17 protein-coding genes are annotated in these 22314 nt (G+C 66.2%); 6 read left to right on the top strand and 11 right to left on the bottom strand.

Features of this window, described 5'->3' with window-relative positions; all coding sequences use genetic code 11:
- Nucleotides 1-11: 11 nt before the first annotated feature.
- The 5 genes from ACWPKK_RS23045 to ACWPKK_RS23025 form a co-directional block, all read right to left on the bottom strand.
- The gene (locus ACWPKK_RS23045) at nucleotides 12-290 is read right to left on the bottom strand and encodes a DUF5985 family protein (protein ID WP_324864864.1); all 279 of its coding nucleotides are present in this window, start codon (nucleotides 288-290) and stop codon (nucleotides 12-14) included.
- The gene (locus ACWPKK_RS23040) at nucleotides 290-559 is read right to left on the bottom strand and encodes a DUF5985 family protein (protein ID WP_310118740.1); all 270 of its coding nucleotides are present in this window, start codon (nucleotides 557-559) and stop codon (nucleotides 290-292) included. The genes ACWPKK_RS23045 and ACWPKK_RS23040 overlap by 1 nt, the downstream gene beginning before the upstream one ends.
- A 93-nt stretch (nucleotides 560-652) precedes the next feature.
- A complete protein-coding gene (locus tag ACWPKK_RS23035) occupies nucleotides 653-1027 on the bottom strand; it encodes a hypothetical protein (protein ID WP_452008892.1) in 375 nt (124 codons plus the stop codon).
- A 79-nt stretch (nucleotides 1028-1106) separates the two neighbouring features.
- Nucleotides 1107-3494, bottom strand: a complete 2388-nt coding sequence (locus ACWPKK_RS23030) for a response regulator (RefSeq protein WP_452008889.1) — start codon at nucleotides 3492-3494, stop codon at nucleotides 1107-1109.
- On the bottom strand, nucleotides 3491-9361 hold the full coding sequence (locus ACWPKK_RS23025; RefSeq protein ID WP_452009635.1) for a HAMP domain-containing protein: 5871 nt from the start codon (nucleotides 9359-9361) through the stop codon (nucleotides 3491-3493). Before ACWPKK_RS23025 ends, ACWPKK_RS23030 begins: the two co-directional genes overlap by 4 nt.
- Nucleotides 9362-9946: 585 nt before the next feature.
- Here ACWPKK_RS23025 and ACWPKK_RS23020 point away from each other — a divergent pair.
- From ACWPKK_RS23020 to ACWPKK_RS23010, 3 genes are all read left to right on the top strand, one after another.
- Nucleotides 9947-10147, top strand: a complete 201-nt coding sequence (locus ACWPKK_RS23020) for a hypothetical protein (protein ID WP_452008886.1) — start codon at nucleotides 9947-9949, stop codon at nucleotides 10145-10147.
- Nucleotides 10148-10253: 106 nt separating this feature from the next.
- Nucleotides 10254-11201 carry a protein-methionine-sulfoxide reductase catalytic subunit MsrP gene (gene msrP / locus ACWPKK_RS23015; protein WP_452008884.1) on the top strand — a complete coding sequence of 316 codons (948 nt, stop codon included), beginning with the start codon at nucleotides 10254-10256 and terminating at the stop codon, nucleotides 11199-11201.
- A gap of 2 nt (nucleotides 11202-11203) precedes the next feature.
- Nucleotides 11204-11977: a sulfite oxidase heme-binding subunit YedZ gene (locus ACWPKK_RS23010; RefSeq protein WP_452008881.1), complete on the top strand. Its 774-nt coding sequence runs from the start codon at nucleotides 11204-11206 to the stop codon at nucleotides 11975-11977.
- On the opposite strand, the gene ACWPKK_RS23005 is transcribed toward ACWPKK_RS23010, so the two are convergent.
- On the bottom strand, nucleotides 11889-12563 hold the full coding sequence (locus ACWPKK_RS23005) for a dienelactone hydrolase family protein (protein ID WP_452008878.1): 675 nt from the start codon (nucleotides 12561-12563) through the stop codon (nucleotides 11889-11891). The two genes, ACWPKK_RS23010 and ACWPKK_RS23005, sit on opposite strands and share 89 nt — an antisense overlap.
- A 195-nt stretch (nucleotides 12564-12758) precedes the next feature.
- On the opposite strand from ACWPKK_RS23005, the gene ACWPKK_RS23000 reads away from it, so the two are divergent.
- Nucleotides 12759-13097 carry a hypothetical protein gene (locus ACWPKK_RS23000; protein WP_452008876.1) on the top strand — a complete coding sequence of 113 codons (339 nt, stop codon included), beginning with the start codon at nucleotides 12759-12761 and terminating at the stop codon, nucleotides 13095-13097.
- Here the strand turns inward: ACWPKK_RS23000 and ACWPKK_RS22995 are convergent.
- Nucleotides 13076-14044 carry a hydrogen peroxide-inducible genes activator gene (locus ACWPKK_RS22995; protein WP_452008874.1) on the bottom strand — a complete coding sequence of 323 codons (969 nt, stop codon included), beginning with the start codon at nucleotides 14042-14044 and terminating at the stop codon, nucleotides 13076-13078. The two genes, ACWPKK_RS23000 and ACWPKK_RS22995, sit on opposite strands and share 22 nt — an antisense overlap.
- A gap of 135 nt (nucleotides 14045-14179) precedes the next feature.
- Between ACWPKK_RS22995 and katG the strand changes: the two genes are divergently transcribed.
- Nucleotides 14180-16396: a catalase/peroxidase HPI gene (katG, locus tag ACWPKK_RS22990; RefSeq protein WP_452008872.1), complete on the top strand. Its 2217-nt coding sequence runs from the start codon at nucleotides 14180-14182 to the stop codon at nucleotides 16394-16396.
- A gap of 119 nt (nucleotides 16397-16515) precedes the next feature.
- Complete coding sequence (locus ACWPKK_RS22985) at nucleotides 16516-16722, top strand: hypothetical protein (RefSeq protein WP_324864840.1); 207 nt, start codon at nucleotides 16516-16518, stop codon at nucleotides 16720-16722.
- 56 nt (nucleotides 16723-16778) lie between these two features.
- Here ACWPKK_RS22985 and nhaA read toward each other — a convergent pair whose 3' ends face one another.
- The 4 genes from nhaA to dxs all read right to left on the bottom strand — a co-directional run bounded on the left by nhaA (nucleotide 16779) and on the right by dxs (nucleotide 22290).
- Nucleotides 16779-18008, bottom strand: a complete 1230-nt coding sequence (nhaA, locus tag ACWPKK_RS22980; protein WP_452008869.1) for a Na+/H+ antiporter NhaA — start codon at nucleotides 18006-18008, stop codon at nucleotides 16779-16781.
- Between the two features lie 305 nt (nucleotides 18009-18313).
- A complete protein-coding gene (locus ACWPKK_RS22975; RefSeq protein WP_452008866.1) occupies nucleotides 18314-19057 on the bottom strand; it encodes a TlyA family RNA methyltransferase in 744 nt (247 codons plus the stop codon).
- A gap of 84 nt (nucleotides 19058-19141) precedes the next feature.
- Nucleotides 19142-20173 (bottom strand): sensor histidine kinase, encoded by a 1032-nt coding sequence (locus ACWPKK_RS22970; RefSeq protein ID WP_452008864.1) that lies wholly within the window; start codon nucleotides 20171-20173, stop codon nucleotides 19142-19144.
- A 203-nt stretch (nucleotides 20174-20376) separates the two neighbouring features.
- Nucleotides 20377-22290 carry a 1-deoxy-D-xylulose-5-phosphate synthase gene (dxs, locus tag ACWPKK_RS22965; RefSeq protein WP_452008861.1) on the bottom strand — a complete coding sequence of 638 codons (1914 nt, stop codon included), beginning with the start codon at nucleotides 22288-22290 and terminating at the stop codon, nucleotides 20377-20379.
- Between the last annotated feature and the right edge of the window lie 24 nt (nucleotides 22291-22314).

The following is a 22314-nucleotide window of genomic DNA, read 5'->3' as shown; positions in this document are numbered from 1 at the left end:
AAACTCCCCCCTCAGCGGTGGCGGCGCCCCTCGAAATTCTTGCGCACGATGGCGGCGATGATCACGAGGAAGGCCAGCAGCCGCAGCAGATAGACCCAGCTCTGCTCCTCCCGCTCCAGCCCGCCAAGCGCCAGCACGGTCTGGTTCACCGCCAGCAGGGCAAAGGCCAGTGCAAAGGAGACGAACAGCGCGTCTCGCGTCCTCCTCCAGAAGCTGAGGAAGAACAGTCCTGCAACCGCATAGAGTGCCGCAAGCGCACCGGTGAAGAAGCTGGAGGTCGTCGGCAGCATCACTCTGCATCCCAGATGAAGCCATAGAGAAGCACGCCCACGCCGGCCATGGCGGAGAACTGGCGGAACGGCAGCAGGTCGACCTGGGTCGGCAGGACGACGACATCGATGAACAGCAGCAGGTTGTTGATCGCCAGACAGACGAAGCACAGCGTGCTCCACAGCAGAAGGCGGCTGCGCGACCGCAGGTAGCTGCGCAGCAGCAGGACCATGCACAGCAGGCTGGCGGCAAAGCACAGCAGATAGACCGCCGACTTCACGACGTCCATGTCAGCTCCCCCACCCCGCTCTCCCGGGCAAAGGAGAGGGGGATCGGTCCACGATGTCGAATTGGAAAGCGGCGATCATGTCATTCACTGGCGTCAGTCGTTGAGGCGGAAGCGGAAGGAATCGGCGAAGATCTGCACCTTGTTTCCGGGGGCGGCGAAGATCTCCCGGATGACCGCGGACGGACGGGTGGCATAGGCCTGCGCGATCTCCTCGACCCACTGGTCGAGGACGGGGGCGGCGGGATGGTAGCGGTGGCGGCCGTCCGCCAGCGCCACCACCAGCCCGGCCCCCAGGAAACCGCCAAGCGCCTCCTGAACCACCACATCGCTGCCCCGCAACTCCCTCACGAGATCGCCGTTCGACCAATCGCGCTCGGGGTTCCGGCGCAGCAGAAGCAGAAGTTCGAGCGCCCATACCGAACGGATCGAGCTTCGAAGCAGGGCAAGCGCATCGTCGGACAAAACCATGAACCAAAACCTGACCTGATGTGCACAACCAGCGGCGTGGGACGGCGCCGCCATCGATCCCCGCCATCGATCCCCCTCGTCAGCCCCGGACGGCCTCCGCCGGCGCGAGGGGGGACTGCAGATCCAGCGCGCGGCGCAGCGCGCGGGCGAGATCGCCGTCGCGATAGGGCTTGGCCAGCGTCTCCGCCCGGCCCAACACCGCCCCAAGCACGGCACCCGGATCCGTGCCGTCGTCTGCAGGCATGGCGGCGCCGGCCTCCGGCTCCGGCGCACTGGTTCCGTTGGCATAGCCCGAGGCGAACAGCACCCGGAGCGAGGGGTGGCGGCGCAGCCCCTCGCGCGCCAGCTCGCGCCCGTTCAGGCCACCCGGCATCACGATATCGGTGAACAGGAGATCGACCGGCTGTCGATCCAGCAGGGTCAGCGCCGCTTCCCCACCATCGGCTTCCAGCACGCGGTAGCCCAGCGCACCCACGGCCTGGACGGCGACGGCGCGCACGTCGGCGTCGTCGTCCACTACCAGCACGGTCTCGCCGCGACCGGCGAACGCCTCGTCGGCGTCTTCGTCGTCGGAGGCCGTACCGTGGACCGTGTCGACTGCCGCCCTCGGCAGGTAAAGGCGGAAGGTGGTGCCGACACCCGGAGTGCTGTCGATGCCGATCAGCCCGCCCGACTGCTTGACGAAGCCATGGATCATGGCAAGGCCGAGACCGGTTCCCTTCCCCGCCTCCTTGGTGGTGAAGAAGGGCTCGAAGGCGCGTTCCAGCACGTCCGGCGGCATGCCGCATCCACTGTCGGACACCGACAGCAGGATGTAGTCGCCGGCCGGGACGGACATGCCGTGAGCGGACTGCGTATCCTCGAAGCGGGCGTTCTCCGTGCGGATGCGCAGGGTACCGCCGCCGGGCATGGCGTCGCGGGCGTTGATGACGAGATTCAGCAGCGCTGATTCCGCCTGCGACCGGTCGACCGACGCGGTCCACAGCGGCTCCGCATCGGCCGCAGGCGCCTCGATGGCGATGCCGACGCCGCCGCCCAGCGTGCGCTCCATCAGCTCGCCCATGCCGGCGACCAGCGCGCCGAGATCGACCGGCTCCGGGTGGAGCTGCTGGCGCCGCGCGAAGGTCAGCAGGCGCCGCGTCATGTCGGAACAGCGCAGCGCCGCCTGCAGCGCCATCTCGGCCCGCTTCGCCGCCTTCGGATCCTCGGCAAGGCTGGGGACCAGCCGTTCGAGGCTGCCGATCACCACCATCAGCATGTTGTTGAAGTCATGGGCGATGCCGCCAGTCAGTTGGCCGACCATCTCCATCTTCTGGGCGTGGGCGAGCTGCCGCTGGGCCTGGCGCGTCTCGGTCACGTCCAGGATGGTGCCGAACAGCTCGGCCGGCTGGCCGTCCTCGTCGCGCACCACCACCGCCTGGTCCAGAAGATGGCGCTCGCTGCCGTCCGGGCAGCGCCAGCGGTATTCGACCGTCGTCAGCCCGGTGTCGTGGATCGACTCCAACTGGCGCAGCACGCGGTTGCGGTCGTCCGGATGAAGTCCCGCTTCCCAGTAGCCGGGATCATCGATGAAGCGGGCGGCCGGACAGCCCAGCACCGACTGCGCCGTGTCGGACAGGTAGCGGAAGGGAATGCCCGGCGTCAAATCCGCGGTGTAGAGCACGATCGGCAGCTGCCCCAGGATCAGCGCCTGCCGCTCCTCCGACCGGCGCAACGCCTGTTCGGCTTGCCGCATCTCGCGCCGCACCCGCTCGTTCTCGTCTAGCAGGCGCTGCTTGGCTTCGACCTCTCGCTTCACCGCCTCCGTCTTGCGGTAGAGGTCGACGAAGACCGACACCTTGCATTTCAGGATGTGCGGATCGACCGGCTTGAACATGTAATCCACGGCGCCGCTGGCATAGCCGCGGAAGATGTGCGTCTCGTCCTTGTTGATGGCGGTCAGGAAGATGATGGGGATGTGGCGGGACTTCTCGCGCAGACGGATCAGCTCCGCCGTCTCGTAGCCGTCCATTCCCGGCATATGGACGTCGAGCAGGATCAGCGCGAAGTCCTGCCGCAGCAGGTGCTTCAGCGCCTCTTCACCCGACCTCGCCAGGACGAGCTGCGCGTTCATGTCCTCCAGCGTCTCGCGCACGGCGAACAGGTTCCGCGGGTCGTCATCGACGATCAGGATCGCCACGTCGGCCTTGTCAGGCTGCGGAGGAACGTCGGTGGTCATGCTTTCCCATCCCGCGGGGGCACCGGCCGCCGGTGCGGGTGTGGCGGCCGGAACGGGTGCGGCCGCAGGCAGCGCCACATCCGGCGGAAGAAGCGTCTGGCGGACGGCGTCCTGGTCGGCGCTGGCCGGCTGGACGCTGGTGGTGCCGAGCAGCCGCGAGCGGCGGACCGCCGGCACCGGGAAAGCGGGCGGCGGCACGAACGGCCCGCGCCGCGCCACCCTCGCCGGGCGCAGCTTGCGCCGGGTCATGCCTGAACTCCGCCGCGCGGCTGCGGCCTGCCGCCCTTGGCGGTCCAGATCCGCAGCAGGGACAGCAGATGGTCGATGTCCACCGGCTTGGCGATATAGTCGGTCGCTCCGGCTTCGATGCACTTGTCGCGGTCGCCCTTCATCGCCTTCGCGGTGACGGCGATCATCGGCAGGCCGCGGAACTCGTCGATGCTGCGGATCGTGCGCATGGTTTCGTAGCCGTCCATTTCCGGCATCATGATGTCGACCAGCACCACGTCGACGCCCGGGTCGGCGCGCAGCCGCTCGATCCCCTCGCGACCGCTCTCGGCATGCAGGACCTCGATCCTGTGGGCCTCCATCACGCTGGCGAGCGAGAAGATGTTGCGGATGTCGTCGTCGATCACCAGCACCCGCTTCCCGGCCAACGACGGATCATGCTGGCGCAGGTCCAGGATGCTGCGCCGCTTGTCGTCGGGCAGCTTGTCGACGGCACGGTGCAGGAACAGCGCGGTCTCGTCGAGCAGGCCGGCGGGCGACCGGGCGCTCTTCAGCACCACGGTCTCGGCCAGCCGGCGCAGCCGCGCCTCGTCCTCCGCCGTGATGTCGGAGGCGACATAGACCACCACCGGCATCCAGGCGAGCGTGTCGCGGGTGCGCAGCCATTCCACCAGTTCGAAGTCGGCGGCGGAGGGGCCGGGCAGCGCCGGGCTGGACAGATCCAGCACCATGCAATCGAAGCGGTCAGCCGACAGCGCCGCCATCGCCGCTTCGATGGAGGTGACGGTGTGGGTCTCCACGTCGCCGTTGCCGATCAGGGCGGCGACGGCGCCCGGCTGCGGATTGTCCTTCTCCACCACCAGCAGCTTGCGGTGGTCGCGCTCCTTGAAGCTCTTCACCCGGTTCAGGGCGTCGAAGATCGCTTCGCGCTCCACCGGCTTCTCCGAATAATCGAAGGCGCCCATCGACAGGCCGCGCCGCCGCTCGTCCTTGGCGGAGATGACGTGGACCGGGATGTGGCGGGTCTGCGGGTCGCGCTTCAGCAGGTCCAGCAGGGCCCAGCCGTCCATGTCCGGCAGCCCGATGTCGAGCAGCACGGCGTCCGGCCGGTATTTGCGCGCCAGCGGCAGCGCCGCCGCCCCGCCGGCCGACAGAACCGTGCGGAAGCCCTTCTCGCGCGCCAGATCGATCAGGATGGAGGCGAAGGTGGCGTCGTCCTCCACGATCAGCACCACCGGCTCGCCGGCGCGGATGCGTTCGCGGTCGTCGCCGGCCGGCTGCATCTCCAGCAGGGCGAGCCCTTCCTGCGGGCCGGACGCCACCACCGGGCGGGTGCCCGCCTCCGGCCGCCTGGTCAGCAGGCCGGCGGGCGCCAGCGCGGTGCTGGCCGCGGCGACCAGCGGGTTGGCGGTTTCCTCCGCGACGTCATAGCTGCGCGGGACATAGAGCGTGAAGGCGCTGCCCTTGCCGGGCGTGCTGGTCACCCGGATCTCGCCGCCCAGCAGGCGGGCGATTTCGCGGCTGATCGACAGGCCGAGGCCGGTGCCGCCGTATTTACGGCTGGTGGTGCCGTCGGCCTGCTGGAACGCCTCGAAGATGATGCGCTGCTTGTCCTCGGGGATGCCGATGCCGGTGTCGACCACGGTGAAGGCCAGCACCGACGACGCCGCGTTCAGCGTCGGGTGCGCGGCGCTCCAGCCCTCCGTCGCCGGGGCGACGCGGAAGGTGATGCCGCCGGCGTCCGTGAACTTGAAGGCGTTGGACAGCAGGTTGTTCAGCACCTGGGCCAGCCGCTTCTCGTCGGTCTGGATGCTGGCGGGCAGCGTCTGGTCCATCTCGATGGTGAAGGCCAGTTTCTTCTCCTGCGCCACCTGGGAGAAGGTGCGCTCCACATGGTTGCGCAGGTCGCCCAGCACGACCTCGCCGATCTCCAGCGTGACTGTGCCGGATTCGATCTTCGACAGGTCTAGGATGTCGTTGATCAGGCCCAGCAGGTCGGAGCCGGCGGAGTGGATGGTGCGGGCGAACTCCACCTGGCGGTCGGAGAGGTTGGTGTCGGGGTTGTCGGCCAGCAGCTTGGACAGGATCAGCAGGCTGTTCAGCGGCGTGCGGAGCTCGTGGCTCATGTTCGCCAGAAACTGCGACTTGTACTTGGAGGTGAGGGCGAGCTGTTCGGCCTTCTCCTCCAGCGCCGCCTTGGCGAGCACGACCTCGCGGTTCTTGCGCTCCACCTCGATGTTCTGCTTCTCCAGCTGCTCGGCCTTTTCCTCCAGCGCTTCGTTGGTGGTGGTCAGCTTCTCCTGCTGGGCCTTCAGCAGCTCTTCCGACTTGCGCAGCGAGGCGGCCTGCTGTTCCAGCCGCTCGTTGGTGGTCTTCAGTTCCTCCTGCTGGCTCTGCAGTTCGGTGGTCAGGCGCTGCGACTGCTTCAGCAGACCTTCGGTGCGCATGTTGGCGGCGATCGTGTTCAGCACGATGCCGATGCTCTCGGTCAGCTGCTCCAGGAAGCTCTGGTGCGTCTCGCTGAAGCGGCCGAAGCTCGCCAGTTCGATCACCGCCTTCACGTCGTCTTCGAACAGCACCGGCAGGACGATGATGTTCAACGGCGGCGCCTCGCCCAGGCCGGAACTGATGGACACGTAATCGCGCGGCACGTTGGTCAGCAGGATGCGCTTCTTCTCGTAGGCGCACTGCCCGACCAGACCTTCCTTCAGGTGGAAGCGGTTGGACAGGTTCTTGCGCTCCTTCAGCGCGTAGGAGGCGACCAGTTCCAGCAGCGGCTCGTCGCGGTCGCGGGTGGCGACGTAGAAGACACCATGCTGCGCATTCACCAGCGGCGCGATCTCCGACAGGATCATGTTGGAGACGGTGACCAGATCGCGCTCGCCCTGCAGCATGCGGGTGAATTTCGCGAGGTTGGTCTTCAGCCAATCCTGCTCCGCATTCTTCAGCGTCGTGTCGCGAAGGTTGCGGATCATCTCGTTGATGTTGTCCTTCAGCGCCGCGACCTCGCCCATCGCCTCGACGGTGATGGAGCGGGTCAGGTCGCCCTTGGTCACCGCCGTGGCGACCTCGGCGATGGCGCGCACCTGGGTGGTCAGGTTCGCGGCCAGCTGGTTCACGTTCTCCGTCAAATCCTTCCACAGGCCGGCGGCGCCCGGCACGCGGGCCTGACCGCCCAGCTTGCCTTCGATGCCCACCTCGCGCGCCACGTTGGTGACCTGATCGGCGAAGGTCGCCAGCGTGTCGATCATGCCGTTGATGGTGTTGGCCAGCGCCGCAATCTCGCCCTTGGCGTCCACCGCCAGCTTGCGCTTCAGGTCGCCGTCGGCGACCGCGGTGACGACGCTGGCGATGCCGCGCACCTGACCGGTCAGGTTGGCCGCCATCATGTTCACATTGTCGGTCAGGTCCTTCCAGGTACCGCCGACACCCTCCACCTTCGCCTGACCACCCAGCTTGCCTTCGGAACCCACCTCGCGCGCCACGCGCGTCACTTCCGAGGCGAAGCTGTTCAACTGGTCCACCATGGTGTTGATGGTGGATTTCAGTTCGAAGATCTCGCCCTTCACGTCGACGGTGATCTTCTTCGACAGGTCGCCCTTCGCGACCGCGGTGGTGACTTCGGCGATGTTTCGCACCTGACCGGTCAGGTTGGCGGCCATCATGTTCACGTTGTCGGTCAGGTCCTTCCAGGTGCCGGCAACGCCCTTCACCTGGGCCTGACCGCCCAGCTTGCCCTCGATGCCCACCTCGCGCGCCACGCGGGCGACTTCGGAGGCGAAGCTGTTCAGCTGGTCCACCATGGTGTTGATGGTGGATTTCAGCTCAAGGATTTCGCCCTTCACATCGACGGTGATCTTCTTGGACAGGTCGCCGTTGGCGACCGCCGTCGTCACCTCCGCAATGTTTCGCACCTGACCGGTCAGGTTCGTCGCCATCGCGTTCACATTGTCGGTCAGGTCCTTCCAGGTGCCGGCAACCCCCTTCACCTGGGCCTGACCGCCCAGCTTGCCTTCGGAACCCACCTCGCGCGCCACGCGCGTCACTTCCGAGGCGAAGCTGTTCAACTGGTCCACCATGGTGTTGATAGTGGATTTCAGCTCAAGGATTTCGCCCTTCACGTCGACGGTGATCTTCTTCGACAAGTCGCCATTGGCGACCGCCGTCGTCACCTCTGCAATGTTTCGCACCTGCCCCGTGAGGTTGGTGGCCATCGCGTTCACGCTGTCGGTGAGGTCCTTCCAGGTGCCGCCGACACCCTTCACCTGCGCCTGACCGCCCAGCTTGCCTTCGGAGCCCACCTCTCGGGCCACGCGCGTCACCTCCGAGGCGAAGCTGTTGAGCTGGTCCACCATGGTGTTGATGGTGTTCTTCAGCTCAAGGATTTCGCCCTTCACCGGCACGGTGATCTTCTTCGACAAGTCGCCGTTGGCGACCGCCGTCGTCACGTCGGCGATGTTTCGCACCTGACCGGTCAGGTTCGCCGCCATCAAATTCACGCTGTCGGTGAGGTCCTTCCAGGTGCCCCCGACGCCCTCGACCCGCGCCTGACCGCCGAGCTTGCCCTCCGAGCCCACCTCGCGCGCCACGCGCGTCACTTCCGAGGCGAAACTGTTCAGCTGGTCCACCATGGTGTTGATGGTGGATTTGAGTTCAAGGATTTCGCCCTTCACGTCGACGGTGATCTTCTTCGACAGATCGCCCGTCGCGACGGCGGTGGTCACGTCGGCGATGTTGCGGACCTGACCGGTCAGGTTCGCCGCCATCATGTTCACGCTGTCGGTGAGGTCCTTCCAGGTGCCGCCGACGCCCTCGACCTTCGCCTGACCGCCCAGCTTTCCTTCGGAACCCACCTCGCGCGCCACGCGCGTCACTTCCGAGGCGAAGCTGTTCAGCTGGTCCACCATGGTGTTGATGGTGGACTTCAACTCCAGAATCTCGCCCTTCACGTCGACGGTGATCTTCTTCGACAGGTCGCCCTTCGCGACCGCCGTCGTCACCTCCGCGATGTTGCGGACCTGACCGGTCAGGTTGGCCGCCATCATGTTCACATTGTCGGTTAGATCCTTCCAAGTGCCGCCGACACCCTCGACCTTCGCCTGCCCGCCGAGCTTTCCTTCGGAACCCACCTCGCGCGCCACGCGCGTCACTTCCGAAGCGAAGCTGTTCAGCTGGTCCACCATGGTGTTGATGGTGGACTTCAGTTCGAGAATCTCGCCCTTCACGTCGACGGTGATCTTCTTCGACAGGTCGCCCTTGGCGACCGCCGTCGTCACCTCCGCGATGTTGCGCACCTGACCGGTCAGGTTGGCGGCCATCACGTTGACGTTCTCCGTCAGATCCTTCCAGGTGCCGGCGACGCCCTTCACCTGGGCTTGTCCGCCCAGCTTGCCCTCGATGCCGACTTCGCGCGCGACGCGCGTCAGTTCGGTGGTGACGGTGACGAGCTGGTCCACCATGGTGTTGACGTTGCGGGCGGTGCGCAGGAACTCGCCCTGCAGCGGACGGCCTTCGATCTCCAGCGCCATGGTCTTGGACAGGTCGCCCTTTGCGACGGCACCGATCACGCGCGCGATTTCCGTCGTCGGCTGGATCATGTCGCCGACCAGCGTGTTGATGCTGTCGACGCAGGTTTCCCATCCGCCGGATGCGTTGTTCAGCTTGGCGCGCTGGCTGATGCGGCCTTCCTTGCCGATGGCGACGCTGAGCCGGCTGACCTCCGTGGTCATGTTCTGGTTCAGCTCGACCACGTCGTTGAAGGCGGCGGCGATCTCGCCGTCCATGCCCGTCAGGTCGAGCGGCAGCCGCACGGAGAAGTCGCCCTTGCGCAGTTGCCGCAAGGCCATCAGCAGAACCTTCGGATCCAACGCGTCCGCCGTCTCCACCATCGCCGTCATGCCGTTCCCCATTAGCGCGCCGGCCCACCATGGGCCGCATTCCGCCACAGCAATGGACCGCCCCGGCACCATCCCGGAGTACGATCCAGTAAATGCAACCCGTCTCAGCCAGAAAACCGAATACCCGCAGCAAGCCTGCGCGCGCCCGAGCCTGAGCCGGCGAGTGACCGCGCAGTCCTACATCCCCGCACGATGAAGTAAAGGCGATTCCGGTCAATTTAGCCTTTCGTAGGAAATCCGACTTCCGGCGTAGTGACCATGCCTATGACTTAGGATGGAGGTTGGAGTTTCTTCAGCTTGGCTGCGTTTCTCACGCGATTTACCACAGAACAAGACAACCTTCGCTTTAAACGGCGAAATTTCATTCGCTGGCACAGGCCATCGACGCCACGAACTTGCCCATCGGAAATGCCCTGCTCAACCATCGTATAAGGGCCGGAACGATTCAGTGGCCGACCTCGTTATGGATCCGAACCACAGCGGGATCATTCGGCACGGAGCCATCTCCCGCAGGGCGAGACCAATTCGACTGTCGTCACAGCCCGGGGCTTGACCATGATTCTCTGGACGATTCCCATGCAGGCATCGATGTACTGCATGCTTTCCTGGATGCGCGCCTGCAACAGCGGCGCAGCCCTGGCCCACTCCTTTGCCGGACTGCCGGCGCTCGGCCCGCCCAGGCCGGCGGCGGACGTGCTGCCCTTCCCGGTGCGGCGGGTGGCGCGCGGCGGCGGCCTCGGCGGTCCCGCCATCGTGATCCCGCTCGGCCGGCGCTGAAGCGTTTTCATCGACCGCTCACGCAATCGTGTAGAGAGCGTGATTTGCCGGCGGCCTGCCGCAGACCTATGGTTACTGGCAGGAATGGTCCGTTCGGGAGAGGTCGATGCTGTTCAAATTCCCCGCCCCCTCGCAGGCCCGCGAGGACGAGGTGACTCCGCGGGACCTGTTTCTTACCCGCCGCAGCCTGATGGCCGGCGGTGCCGCGGCGATGGCCTTGGGCAGCCTGCCGGTGTGGAGCGGCAACGCCTTGGCAGCGTCCTTCCAGGTGCCGACCACGATCAAGCCGGCCGATCCGAAGTTCGACCCGACCACGCCGATGAAGTCGGCCACGACCTACAACAACTTCTATGAGTTCGGCACCGGCAAGGATGATCCCGCCGACAATGCCGGCACGCTGAAGACAATGCCCTGGGAGATCGCCATCGGCGGCGAGGTTGCCAAGCCGATGACCATCGGCATCGAAGACCTGCTGAAATTCCCGATGGAGGAGCGCATCTACCGCCTGCGCTGCGTCGAAGGCTGGTCGATGGTGATCCCCTGGGTCGGCTTCTCGCTGGCCGAACTGCTGAAGCGGGTGGAACCGACCGGCAACGCCAAATACGTCGCCTTCCAGACCCTGAACGACCCCAAGCAGATGCCGGGCCTGCGCTCCTGGGTGCTGGACTGGCCCTACACCGAAGGACTGCGGCTGGACGAGGTGATGCACCCGCTGACCCTGCTGGCCGTCGGGATGTATGGGGAGGTGCTGCCCAACCAGAACGGCGCGCCGATCCGGCTGGTGGTGCCGTGGAAGTACGGCTTCAAGTCGATCAAGTCGATCGTCAGGATCACGCTGGTGAAGGACCAGCCGCCGACCGCCTGGAACAAGTCGCAGCCGCGCGAATACGGCTTCTACTCCAACGTCAACCCCGAGGTCGACCATCCGCGCTGGAGCCAGGCGACCGAGCGGCGCGTCGGCGAATTCTCCCGCCGCAAGACCCTGCCCTTCAACGGCTATGGCGAGGAGGTCGCGTCGCTCTATGCCGGGATGGACCTGAAGGCGAACTACTGACTATGGCCGACCCTGCATCCGCCGCCGGCGGCGTCGATCTGCGCGCCGCCGCCAACGCTGCGCTCGCGTCGCGTTGGGCCAAGCCCGCCGTCTTCATCCTCTGCCTCGTCCCGCTGGCCTGGACCGTCCGGCTCGCCTACACCGGCGAGCTGGGGGCGGAGCCGGTGCTGGAAAGCGTCAAGGCCAGCGGCTTGTGGGCCTTGCGCTTCCTGCTGATCGCCCTGGCGCTGACGCCTCTGCGCATGCTGACGGGGGTGGCTGGGCTGGCGCGCTTCCGGCGGATGCTGGGGCTGTTCGCCTTCTTCTACGCCACGGTCCACCTGTCCACCTATGTCGGGCTGGACCAGTTCTTCGACTGGGCGGCGATCTGGAAGGACATCGTCAAGCGGCCCTACATCACGGTCGGGATGGGCGCCTTCCTGATCCTGACGGCGCTGGCCGCGACCTCCACCGACGGCATGGTGAAGCGGCTGGGCGGCAGGCGGTGGCGCGCCCTGCATAAGGGTGTATTCGTCGCCGGACTGGCCGCCTGCCTGCACTTCGTCATGCTGGTGAAGGGCTGGCAGACGGCGCCGCTGGTCTATGCGCTGATCTGCATCGGGCTGCTGGCCTTCCGCCGCTGGCCGATCCGGCTCGGACGCCGGAAGGAGCCGCGGGTCGGAACGGGACCGGTCAGAACCAGTTCGGTCAGAACACGGCCCGCAGCATCCCCACGGTCCGGCGAAGCGCCAGAACCGCGCTTTCCGGATGGAAGCTCCCCCGCTCGTCGCAGTTGAAACCATGGCCGGCCGGGTAGACATGCACCGGCAACCATGGATAGCGCGAGCGCACGCCCTCCGCCACCGACAGCGGGATGGCGTGGTCCTGGTCGCCGAAATGCAGCAGGGTCGGCACCCGCGGGGCGCTGTCCAGCGTCTTGCCGATATCTCCGCCGTAATAGCCGACGGCGGCCCGCACCGGCAGGATCGCCGCCGAGGCCCAGGCGATGCTGCCGCCCCAGCAATAGCCGACGATGGCAGCAGCCCCGTCACCGCCCAGATGGGCCAGCGCCGCCGCGACGTCCTGTAGCGCGTCCGCCGTCGGCACCGCTCCCTTCAGCGCGATGCCCCGCTGGATGCCGGCCTCGTCATAGGGCAGTTCCACCCCGCGTTCGGCACGGTCGAACAGATCCGGCGCCACGGTGGTGAATCCCTGCTGGGCGAAGCCGTCGCACACGCTGCGGATATGGTGGTTGATGCCGAAAATCTCCGGCGCCACGATCAGGCGCCCGATCTCCTCGCCCTTGGCCGGTGCGCGATAGGCGCGAAGCCGATGGCCGTCCGCGGCCTGGAGTTCGATCCAGCCCGCCGTTGCGTCATTCATGTCCCGAACCCTTCGTCTTGCGAGACCGTCCATGCGGTCATTGCCGCCAATCATAAGAGGCGCGGTCCGAAGGGCAACTGGCGACAGGGCAGCGCTGAAGCTCGCATGTCATATATCCCCTTCCGTTGGGATTATTGCTTCGTCATCGTATGGATTACCGCCAGTGATGGCGGGCTCTCAACGACGAGGTCGACCGTGCGCAGATTCGCTTTTCTCGCCGTTTTCGCCGCCCTGGCCGGCGCGGCCGCTTCCGCCCAGGCCGCGGACACCTACAAATTCAATCTCCACAACAAATCGTCCGAGTACGTCATCAACGGTTTCCGCACCTTCGAAGGCAGGGCGTGGAGCAAGAACTGGATCGACTTCAAGTTGAAGCCCGGCGAATCCGCCGAGATGGACTGGGGCAGCGACGAAGGAAACTGCGTCGTTCCGTTCAAGGTCGACTGGGTCGGCTATGAATCGGAGAAGTTCAGCGTCGACTGGTGCAAGGTGAAGAACGTCTACATGAAGGATCAGGGCTTCAGCTTCGACTGACGGCTGACGGGCGCCGCGGCCGGCCGCGGTGCCCCTCCGGCTTCCGGGCTATTCTGGTCAACCGGCTGGCCCAGCAGTTTCGCCAACTGCAGGAACTGTGCGGCCAGAGGATTTGTCTTACGCCAGATCATGCCGATGGTCCGCGACGGTTGCGGGTCCTTGAAGCGGACCACCGACACCGTGCCGGAGCCGGTCTCCATATCGACGGCCATCTCCGGGACCAGCGTCACGCCCATTCCGGCCCTGACCATCTGGACGAGCGTGGAGAATGAATTCGCCTCCAGCGCCTTGCGTGGCGACGAGGACGGCATGTTGCAGAAGGACAGGGCCTGGTTGCGGAAGCAATGCCCCTCCTCCAGCAGAAGCAGTCGCATCTCGCGCAGCATTTCTCCATTTGGCACCGGCTTTCCCGCTTCCGCGGCCGGCCGGACCAGCAGGAAATCCTCCGTGAACAGCACCGCCTCGGTCAAGGACGGCTCGAACACCGGCAATGCGGTGATCGCGGCGTCGAGCCGCCCCTCGGCCAATTCTTCGATCAGCTTCGACGTCAGCGCCTCACGCACCTCGATCTCGACATGCGGGTGTTCCCGCTTGACGACCGCGATCACCGCCGGCAGCAGATAGGGTGCGATCGTGGGGATCATGCCGATGCGCAACCGGCCGCTGATCCGGTTCTTCGACAGCCGAGCAAGCTCCCCCAACTGATCGACGGAATGCAGGATGTCGCGGACGCGCAGGGACGCCTCCTGCCCGAAGGCCGTCAGCCGCACGCTCCTGCTGCCCCGCTCGACGAGTGCGGCCCCCAATGCCTCTTCCAGTTCCTTGATCTGCATCGACAGGGCCGGCTGTGAAACGGCACAGGCGGCTGCCGCACGCCCGAAATGGGCGTGATGCGCCAGCGCATCGAAATAGCGAAGCTGCCGGAGAGTCACGGAACCGGGAATCATAAGATCACCTTATCGCAGCGATCAACAAAGACCATTTTACCTGATCATTGGTCAGACATACAGTTTTGCTTTGAAGCAAACTTGCCGCCCTGTGAATGCCGAGACGTGAACCCATAAGCGTTGCAGGAGGAAACGATGGACGCGAGGACCGACGATAGCGCAGGCAAATGTCCATTTACCGGGGGTGGAAACGGAGGCGGAAGCGGTGGCCGCAGCCACAGGAATCGCGACTGGTGGCCGAATGCCCTCGATCTCGAGATGCTTCACCGCAATTCGCCGCTGTCCGACCCGATGGGCAGGGACTTCGACTATGCCAAGGAATTCCAGTCCCTTGATCTCGATGCGGTGATCAAGGATCTGAACGCCCTGATGACGAACTCCCAGGAATGGTGGCCTGCGGATTTCGGCCATTACGGCGGGTTGATGATCCGCATGGCGTGGCACAGCGCCGGCACCTACCGCATCACCGACGGCCGCGGCGGCGCCGGCACAGGCCAGCAGCGCTTCGCGCCGCTCAACTCCTGGCCGGACAACGCCAATCTCGACAAGGCGCGCCGCCTGCTTTGGCCGATCAAGCAGAAATACGGGCGCAAGCTGTCCTGGGCCGACCTGATGGTCCTGGCCGGCAACGTCGCTTTGGAATCGATGGGCTTCAAGACATTCGGCTTTGCCGGCGGCCGCGTGGATACGTGGGAGCCGGAGGAGCTGTTCTGGGGTCCGGAAGGAACCTGGCTCGGCGACGAGCGCTACAGCGGCGAACGCCAGCTCGCCGATCCGCTGGGCGCGGTGCAGATGGGGCTCATCTACGTCAATCCGGAGGGGCCGAACGGCAATCCGGACCCGGTGGCGGCGGCCAAGGACATCCGCGAAACCTTCTACCGCATGGCGATGAACGATGAGGAGACCGTCGCGCTGATCGCCGGCGGCCACACTTTCGGCAAGACGCACGGCGCGGGCGACCCCTCCTTCATGGGTCCGGAACCGGAAGCCGGAGCGCTGGAGGACCAGGGCCTCGGCTGGAAATCCAAGCACGGAACGGGGTATGGAGCCGACGCCATCACCGGCGGCCCGGAAGTGATCTGGTCCCAGACGCCGACGACATGGAGCAATCACTTCTTCGACAACCTCTTCAAATTCGAATGGGAACTGACCAAGAGCCCGGCCGGTGCGTGGCAATGGCAGGCGAAGGATGCGGAGCCTTCGATCCCGGGCCCCTGCCCCGGATCGGCAAAGCGCCTGCCCACGATGCTGACGACCGACCTGTCGCTCCGCTTCGACCCGATCTATGAGAAGATCTCCCGGCGGTTCTACGAGAATCCGGACCAGTTCGCCGATGCCTTCGCCCGCGCCTGGTTCAAGCTGACCCACCGCGACATGGGGCCGGTGGTGCGCTATCTCGGTCCGCTCGTTCCGAAGGAGACGCTGATCTGGCAGGATCCGATCCCGCCGGTCGATCATGCGCTGGTCGACGATGCCGACGTTGCGGCGCTCAAGGCGCGGATCCTCTCCTCCGGCCTTTCGGTCTCGCAGCTGGTCTCGGCGGCCTGGGCGTCGGCCTCCACCTTCCGCGGGTCCGACAAGCGCGGCGGCGCCAACGGTGCGCGCATCCGCCTTGCTCCGCAGAAGGATTGGGAGGTGAACGAGCCGGCGCAGCTCCAGACCGTGCTGCAGACGCTGGAGGCCATCCAGACCGACTTCAACGCCTCCGCCGGCGGCAAGAGGATCTCACTCGCCGACCTGATCGTCCTTGCCGGCGGTACAGCGATCGAAAAGGCGGCACAGGATGCCGGCCTGACCCTGCAGGTCCCGTTCTCCCCCGGACGCATGGACGCATCGCAGGACCAGACCGATGTCGACTCCTTCGCGGCGCTCGAACCGCGGGCCGACGGCTTCCGCAACTATATCCACAGCAAGAAGCAGCAGTTCATGATCCCGGAGGAGGCCATGGTGGACCGGGCGGCACTGTTGCGGCTGACCGGGCCGGAAATGACCGTTCTTGTCGGCGGGCTGCGCGTGCTCGGCGCCAATTCCGGCGGCTCCAGGCACGGTGTTCTGACCGACCGGCCGGAGACGCTGACGAACGACTTCTTCGTCAACCTGCTCGACATGGCCACGGAATGGCAGCCCCCGAACGCCGACGGCATCTATGAAGGGCGGGACCGCAAGACCGGGGAGAGCAGATGGACGGCCACCCGCGTCGACCTGATCTTCGGGTCGCACTCACAGCTCCGGGCCTTCGCGGAGGTCTATGCGTGCGGCGATTCCCACGAGAAGTTCGCGAAGGACTTCGTTGCCGCCTGGATGAAGGTCATGAACGCCGACCGCTTCGATCTCGCCAAGCCTAAGCACTGACGTGTCTGGGGAGGCGGCCCGCCGCTGAATGGCGGGCCGTCTCCCGAATATCCGGCCATCTTGAACTCAGGAGGGCATGCCCACAGCCGGAAACAATAAAGGAAAAGGGAGATTCGATCATGAACGACCGCGACATACAGACAGATCGCGACTGGCTGATGTTCATCGAGAAGGACATCGATGTTCTCGATCAGCAGATCTACCACGCGACATGGACGATCAGGCAGTCGCAAACAGCCCTTGAGCGATTGTCGGCCGCGCGAGACTCGCTCCTCACCCAGGCGCAGGAGATTTTGGACCGTCTAGACGGGAAGCCGACGGCCTAGACATTGTCCCGCCGGCTGGCGCCCCCGGGTGCGGAGGCGCCTTTCACGGGCCGACGTCACGCGGCGTTCCGATCGGCTTTCGCGTACTGGGGCGCCGGATCCCCGGCTTTCCGCGACACGAGGCGCAAAAGCAGGGCGCCGGCGGTCGCGGAGAGAAGCGAACCGGTGAAGACACCGACCTTGACCGCATCGCCGAGTTCGGGCGACGTGGGGAAGGCCAAGGCTCCGATGAACAGGCTCATGGTGAAGCCGATGCCGCACAGCAGGGAAACGCCGAAAAGCTGCGCCGTGTTCGCATTGGCCGGCATGTCGGCGAACCCCAGGCGAATGGTGAGCCAGGCGGTTCCGAACACGCCGACCATCTTCCCCAGGAACAGGCCGAGCGCGATCCCCAGCGGGAGAGAGCCCGTCAGGATCGACGCGTCCATTCCGGTGAAGGACACGCCGGCATTGGCGAAGCCGAAGACGGGGACGATCAGGTAGGCCACCCAGCCGTGGATGCCGTGCTCCAGCCGGTGCAGCGGGGAGTGCATGTCGTCCGGCTTGCCCGGCGCGGGGCGAAGCGGAATCGTCAGCGCAAGGGTAACGCCCGCCAGCGTCGCATGGACGCCCGACAGGAGAACAGCACCCCACAGGCCCGCGCCGAGGATGAGGTAGGGCCAGAGCGTCTGGACACCGAAGCGGTTCAAGGCGATCAGCGCCGCCAGGATGAGCGCCGCCGCACCCAGGGCCGGCATCGACAGGTCGGCGGTGTAGAACAGGGCGATGATGATGACGGCGCCGAGATCGTCGATGATGGCCAGGGCCGTCAGGAAGATCTTGAGGGAGGTCGGCACGCGCGGCCCAAGGAGCGACAGGACGCCCAGGGCAAAGGCGATGTCCGTCGCCGCCGGAATGGCCCAGCCGCGGATCGTTTCCGGATCGCTGCTGTTGAAGGCCACATAGATGAGGGCGGGCACCAACATGCCGCCAGCCGCCGCCACGCCCGGCAGAATCCGGCGCGACCATGAGGAGAGTTGCCCATCAAGCATCTCCCGCTTGATCTCCAGCCCGACCAGCAGGAAGAAGACCGCCATCAGTCCGTCATTGACCCAATGCCCGATGCTCAGCCCCAAGACATAGCTGTGCAGCGTGTCGAAATAGACTCCCGACAGGGGAGAATTCGCAACGATCAAGGCAAGCGCCGCGGCGACCATCAGAAGAATACCGCCCGACGCTTCGCTTTTCATGAATTCCCTGAAAATGGAAATTGGGCGCCGAAGAGAGGGTTGCGTCTTTTCCACCATGGAATTCTGTCCTTATTCGATTTCTGTCAGAGCTGCTCCATGCCTGCCATTTTGCCGCAGACAGCGTTTCTCGGACTATATGGGCCTGCGATCACGAAAAACAGGGTGTGACGCCCTGAAATGCTGGCTCCAGAGCGTCACAAGCCGGGTTTCGACACGGCCCTGGGATCAGGTCAGGAATTATGGTCGGCAAGAACAGCACCGGCGAGAGGACCAGCGCCATCACCGGAGCGACCCGGACCACCAAGAGCTCCGGCAGCGCTGGATTATGGGCGCTCTCGTAAGCGCTTATGGTTCCATCCGGATCAGACGCGGTCCTTCACCGCCCCGATCAGGAATTCCTTGTTGCCCTCCGGCCCGGTGATCGGGCTTTCGGTGATGTCCAGCACACGCCAGCCCGGCCGCGTGTCCAGCCAGGTGCGGATGCGATCGCAGACTTCCCCGTGCAGTTCCGGTTCGCGCACCACGCCGCCCTTGCCGACGCGGCCCTTCCCGACCTCGAACTGCGGCTTGATCAGGGCGACCAGCCGGCCACCGGACACCACTAGATCCAATGCCGCCGGCAGCACGATTTCCAGCCCGATGAAGCTGGCGTCGCACACGACGAGGTCGATCGGGTCGGGGATTTCGGCCGTGGTCAAATGGCGGGCGTTGGTCTTCTCCAGCACCACCACGCGCGGATCGTTTCGCAGCTTCCAGGCCAGCTGTCCGTGGCCGACATCGACGGCATAGACCTTGGCCGCGCCGCGGGTCAGCAGCACGTCGGTGAAGCCGCCGGTGGAGGCGCCGACATCGACCGCGGTCAGGCCGGCGGGATCGATGGCGAAGGCGTCCAACCCTTTCACCAGCTTCAACCCACCCCGCGATACCCAGGGATGATCCTGCCCCTTGACCGCCAGAGGGGCTTCCGCCGCGATCAGGTCGCCGGCTTTGTCGATGCGCTTGGTGTCGGAATAGACCAGCCCGGCCAGGATCAGCGCCTGCGCCTTGGCCCGGCTTTCCGCCAGCCCGCGCTCCACCAGCGCCACATCCGCCCTTATCCGTGCCATGCCGTCAGCCCTTCGCTCATGCCCTTTGCCGGCGCATTCCTGACGCGGAACGGCCGGAAGGGCAAGCCCCGGGGACCGGATTCGTCAGGCGGCGGGGAAGTCGACGGTCACACGGGTGCCATAGGGGCTGCTGTCCGCGGTCAGCTTGCCGCGCAGTTGGCCGACGAAGGCACGGACCACCTTCAGCCCCAGCGTGGCTGCACGGGTGATGTCCAGCCCGGCCGGCAGGCCGGTGCCGCGGTCGGAGATCTCCAGGCGGACGGTACCGTCGCCGGCTCGGCCGAGCCGCACATCGATGGTTCCGGGCGCTCCGGCCGGAAAGGCGTGGCGTGCGGCGTTGCCGACCAGTTCGCTGACGATCAGGCTGAAGGGGATGATGGAATCCACCGGCATCTCCGTCGCCTCCGCGGCGACCTGGATGCGGTGGGCGCCGGGAAGCGTCGCCTCCAACTCCTGGCAGAGTTCGCGCAGATGCGGCGCCATGTCGACGGTGCCGGCGCGCAATGCGCCGTGGGTGCGCTGATGGGCCTGGGTGACGATGCCGACACGGCCGCCGGCGCTCTGAAGGGCGCGGCGAACCTCGGGATCCTTGCTGGACAGCGTCTGCAGGGTCAGCAGGCTGGAGACGAGCTGCAGCGTGTTCTTCAGCCGATGGCTGACGTCGCGCAGGCGCCGGTCATGCTCGGCGACCGACTCCGGTGTCTCATCCGCGGTGACGATCAGGGCACGGACGACACCGTTGAGGCCCAGCATCGGGGTCACGCGCACATCCCAGAATCGCTCACCGTCCGGCGCACGGTCGCTCGCGGCCCGGCTGCGCTGCGGCCGGCCGCTGTTGCGCGCTTCCGCCAGCAGCGCCGGGGACAGGGCGGGAAAGCTGTCCGTCATGCCGGAGCCCGCAACCACTCCCAGGGCGCGGAAGGCGGCGTTGGCGAAGCTGCAGCAGTCGCCCTCCCCCTCCACCAGGGCGGTTGGGGTCGGCGTCTGGTCCAGCAGGCAACGCAGCAGCGCCGGATCGTCGAGGCCGGAGCCGCTGGCTTCCGCCGCCCGTCCCGCGCCGGGATCCGTCCCGAACTCCGCGTTCCGGTACGCCGTGACCGCCATGATGTGCGCCATCGCTCCTGATCCCGTAGCCGTCCCGCATGCTGCCGACGCATCCACCGTTACGGAGGAGCTACCATTCCAGCCCGGGCAGTGTAAGGCGTCGCTCGTGCTCGGCACCAGTCCAACAACCCGAAACTTCCCTAGACAAATGGCATTACGACATTCGGGTGGTTTCGGGTGGACTTGCGGTCTGGAGTGGCCGCCTGGAGAGGGGATCAGGCCCGTGCCGCTGCGCTCTCGATGCCCAGAGCCTGCAGCGCGGTACGGACGATGTGCTGGGCGGTGAGGCCGGCCGTCTCATACTGCTTGGCCGGTGAATCATGGTCGAGATAGAGGTCGGGCAGAACCATCGGACGGATCTTCAGACCGCCGTCCAGCAGGCCCGCCGTCGCCAGGAACTGCAGCACGAAGCTGCCGAAGCCGCCGACCGATCCCTCCTCGATCGTGATCAGCACCTCATGCTCGAGCGCGAGGCGGCGGACCAGATCCTCGTCCAGCGGCTTGGCGAAGCGGGCGTCGGCAAGGGTGGTCGACAAGCCGCGTGCCGCCAGCTCCGACGCCGCTCGCCGGGCCTCCCCCAGCCGGGTGCCATAGCTGAGGATGGCGATCTTGGTCCCTTCCTGCAGGATGCGGCCCTTGCCGATCGGCAGGATGCTGCCGCGGTCGGGAAGCTCCAGACCGACCCCCTCGCCGCGCGGATAGCGCAGGGCGGAGGCGCGGTCGTCGATGGCCGCCTGGGTCGCCACCATGTGCATCAGCTCCAGCTCGTCCGCCGCCGCCATCATCACGATGTCGGGCAGGCAGCCGAGATAGGCGGTGTCGAAGGACCCGGCATGGGTCGCCCCGTCCGCCCCCACCAGACCGGCGCGGTCGAGCGCGAAGCGCACCGGCAGATGCTGCAGCACCACGTCATGGATGACCTGATCGTAGGCACGCTGCAGGAAGGTGGAATAGATGGCGCAGAAGGGCTTGAACCCCTCCGTCGCCATGCCGGCGGCGAAGGTCACCGCATGCTGTTCGGCGATGCCGACGTCGAAACAGCGGTCGGGGAAGCGCTCCCCGAACAGGTCCAGCCCGGTGCCGGACGGCATGGCGGCGGTGATGCCGACGATGGTCGGATCGGCCGCTGCCTCCGCAATCAGGCTCTGGGCGAAGACGCGGGTGTAGGTGGGAGCGTTGGACTTCGGCTTGGACTGGGTGCCGGTCACCACGTCGAACTTGGCGACGGCGTGCAGCTTGTCGGCCGACTCCTCCGCCGGGCCGTAGCCCTTGCCCTTCTTGGTGACGACGTGGATCAGCACCGGCTTGTCGTCGTCGGCGTCGCGGACGTTCTGCAGCACCGGCAGCAGATGGTCCAGATTGTGGCCGTCGATCGGGCCGATGTAGTAGAAGCCCAGCTCCTCGAACAGGGTGCCGCCGGTGACCATGCCGCGGGCATACTCCTCCGCCCGGCGGGCGGCGTTGCGCAGCGGGCGCGGCAACTGGTCGGCGATCTCCTTCGCCAGATGGCGCAGGGACAGATAGGGCTTGGAGGAAATCAGCCGCGACAGATAGGCGCTCATCGCGCCCACCGGCGGGGCGATGGACATGTCGTTGTCGTTGAGGATGACGATCAGCCGCGACTTGGTGGAGGCGGCGTTGTTCATCGCCTCGTAGGCCATGCCGGCGCTCATCGAGCCGTCGCCGATCACGGCGATGACGTTGCGCTGCTCCCCCTTGATCTTGCTGGCGACGGCCATGCCGAGCCCGGCGGAGATGGAGGTCGAGCTGTGGCCGGCGCCGAAGGGGTCGTATTCGCTCTCCGACCGTTTGGTGAAGCCGCTCAAGCCCCCGCCCATGCGCAGCGTGCGGATGCGGTCGCGCCGCCCCGTCAGGATCTTGTGCGGATAGCACTGGTGCCCGACGTCCCAGATCAGCCGGTCATAGGGCGTGTCGAACACGTAATGGAGGGCCACCGTCAGCTCCACCACCCCAAGCCCGGCACCGAGATGGCCGCCGGTCACCGATACGGCGTCCACGGTCTCGGTGCGCAACTCGTCTGCGAACTGGCGGAGCTGCTCGGGCTTCAGGGCCCGCAGCTTGGCTGGCGTCGGACAAAGGTCGAGCAGCGGAGTCTTGGTGGCAGTCACGTCGTGATGGTCCTCAAGCTCTGG

It is taken from the genome of Azospirillum largimobile, from assembly GCF_977007025.2.
This window is presented reverse-complemented; position numbering and strand designations above follow the sequence as displayed.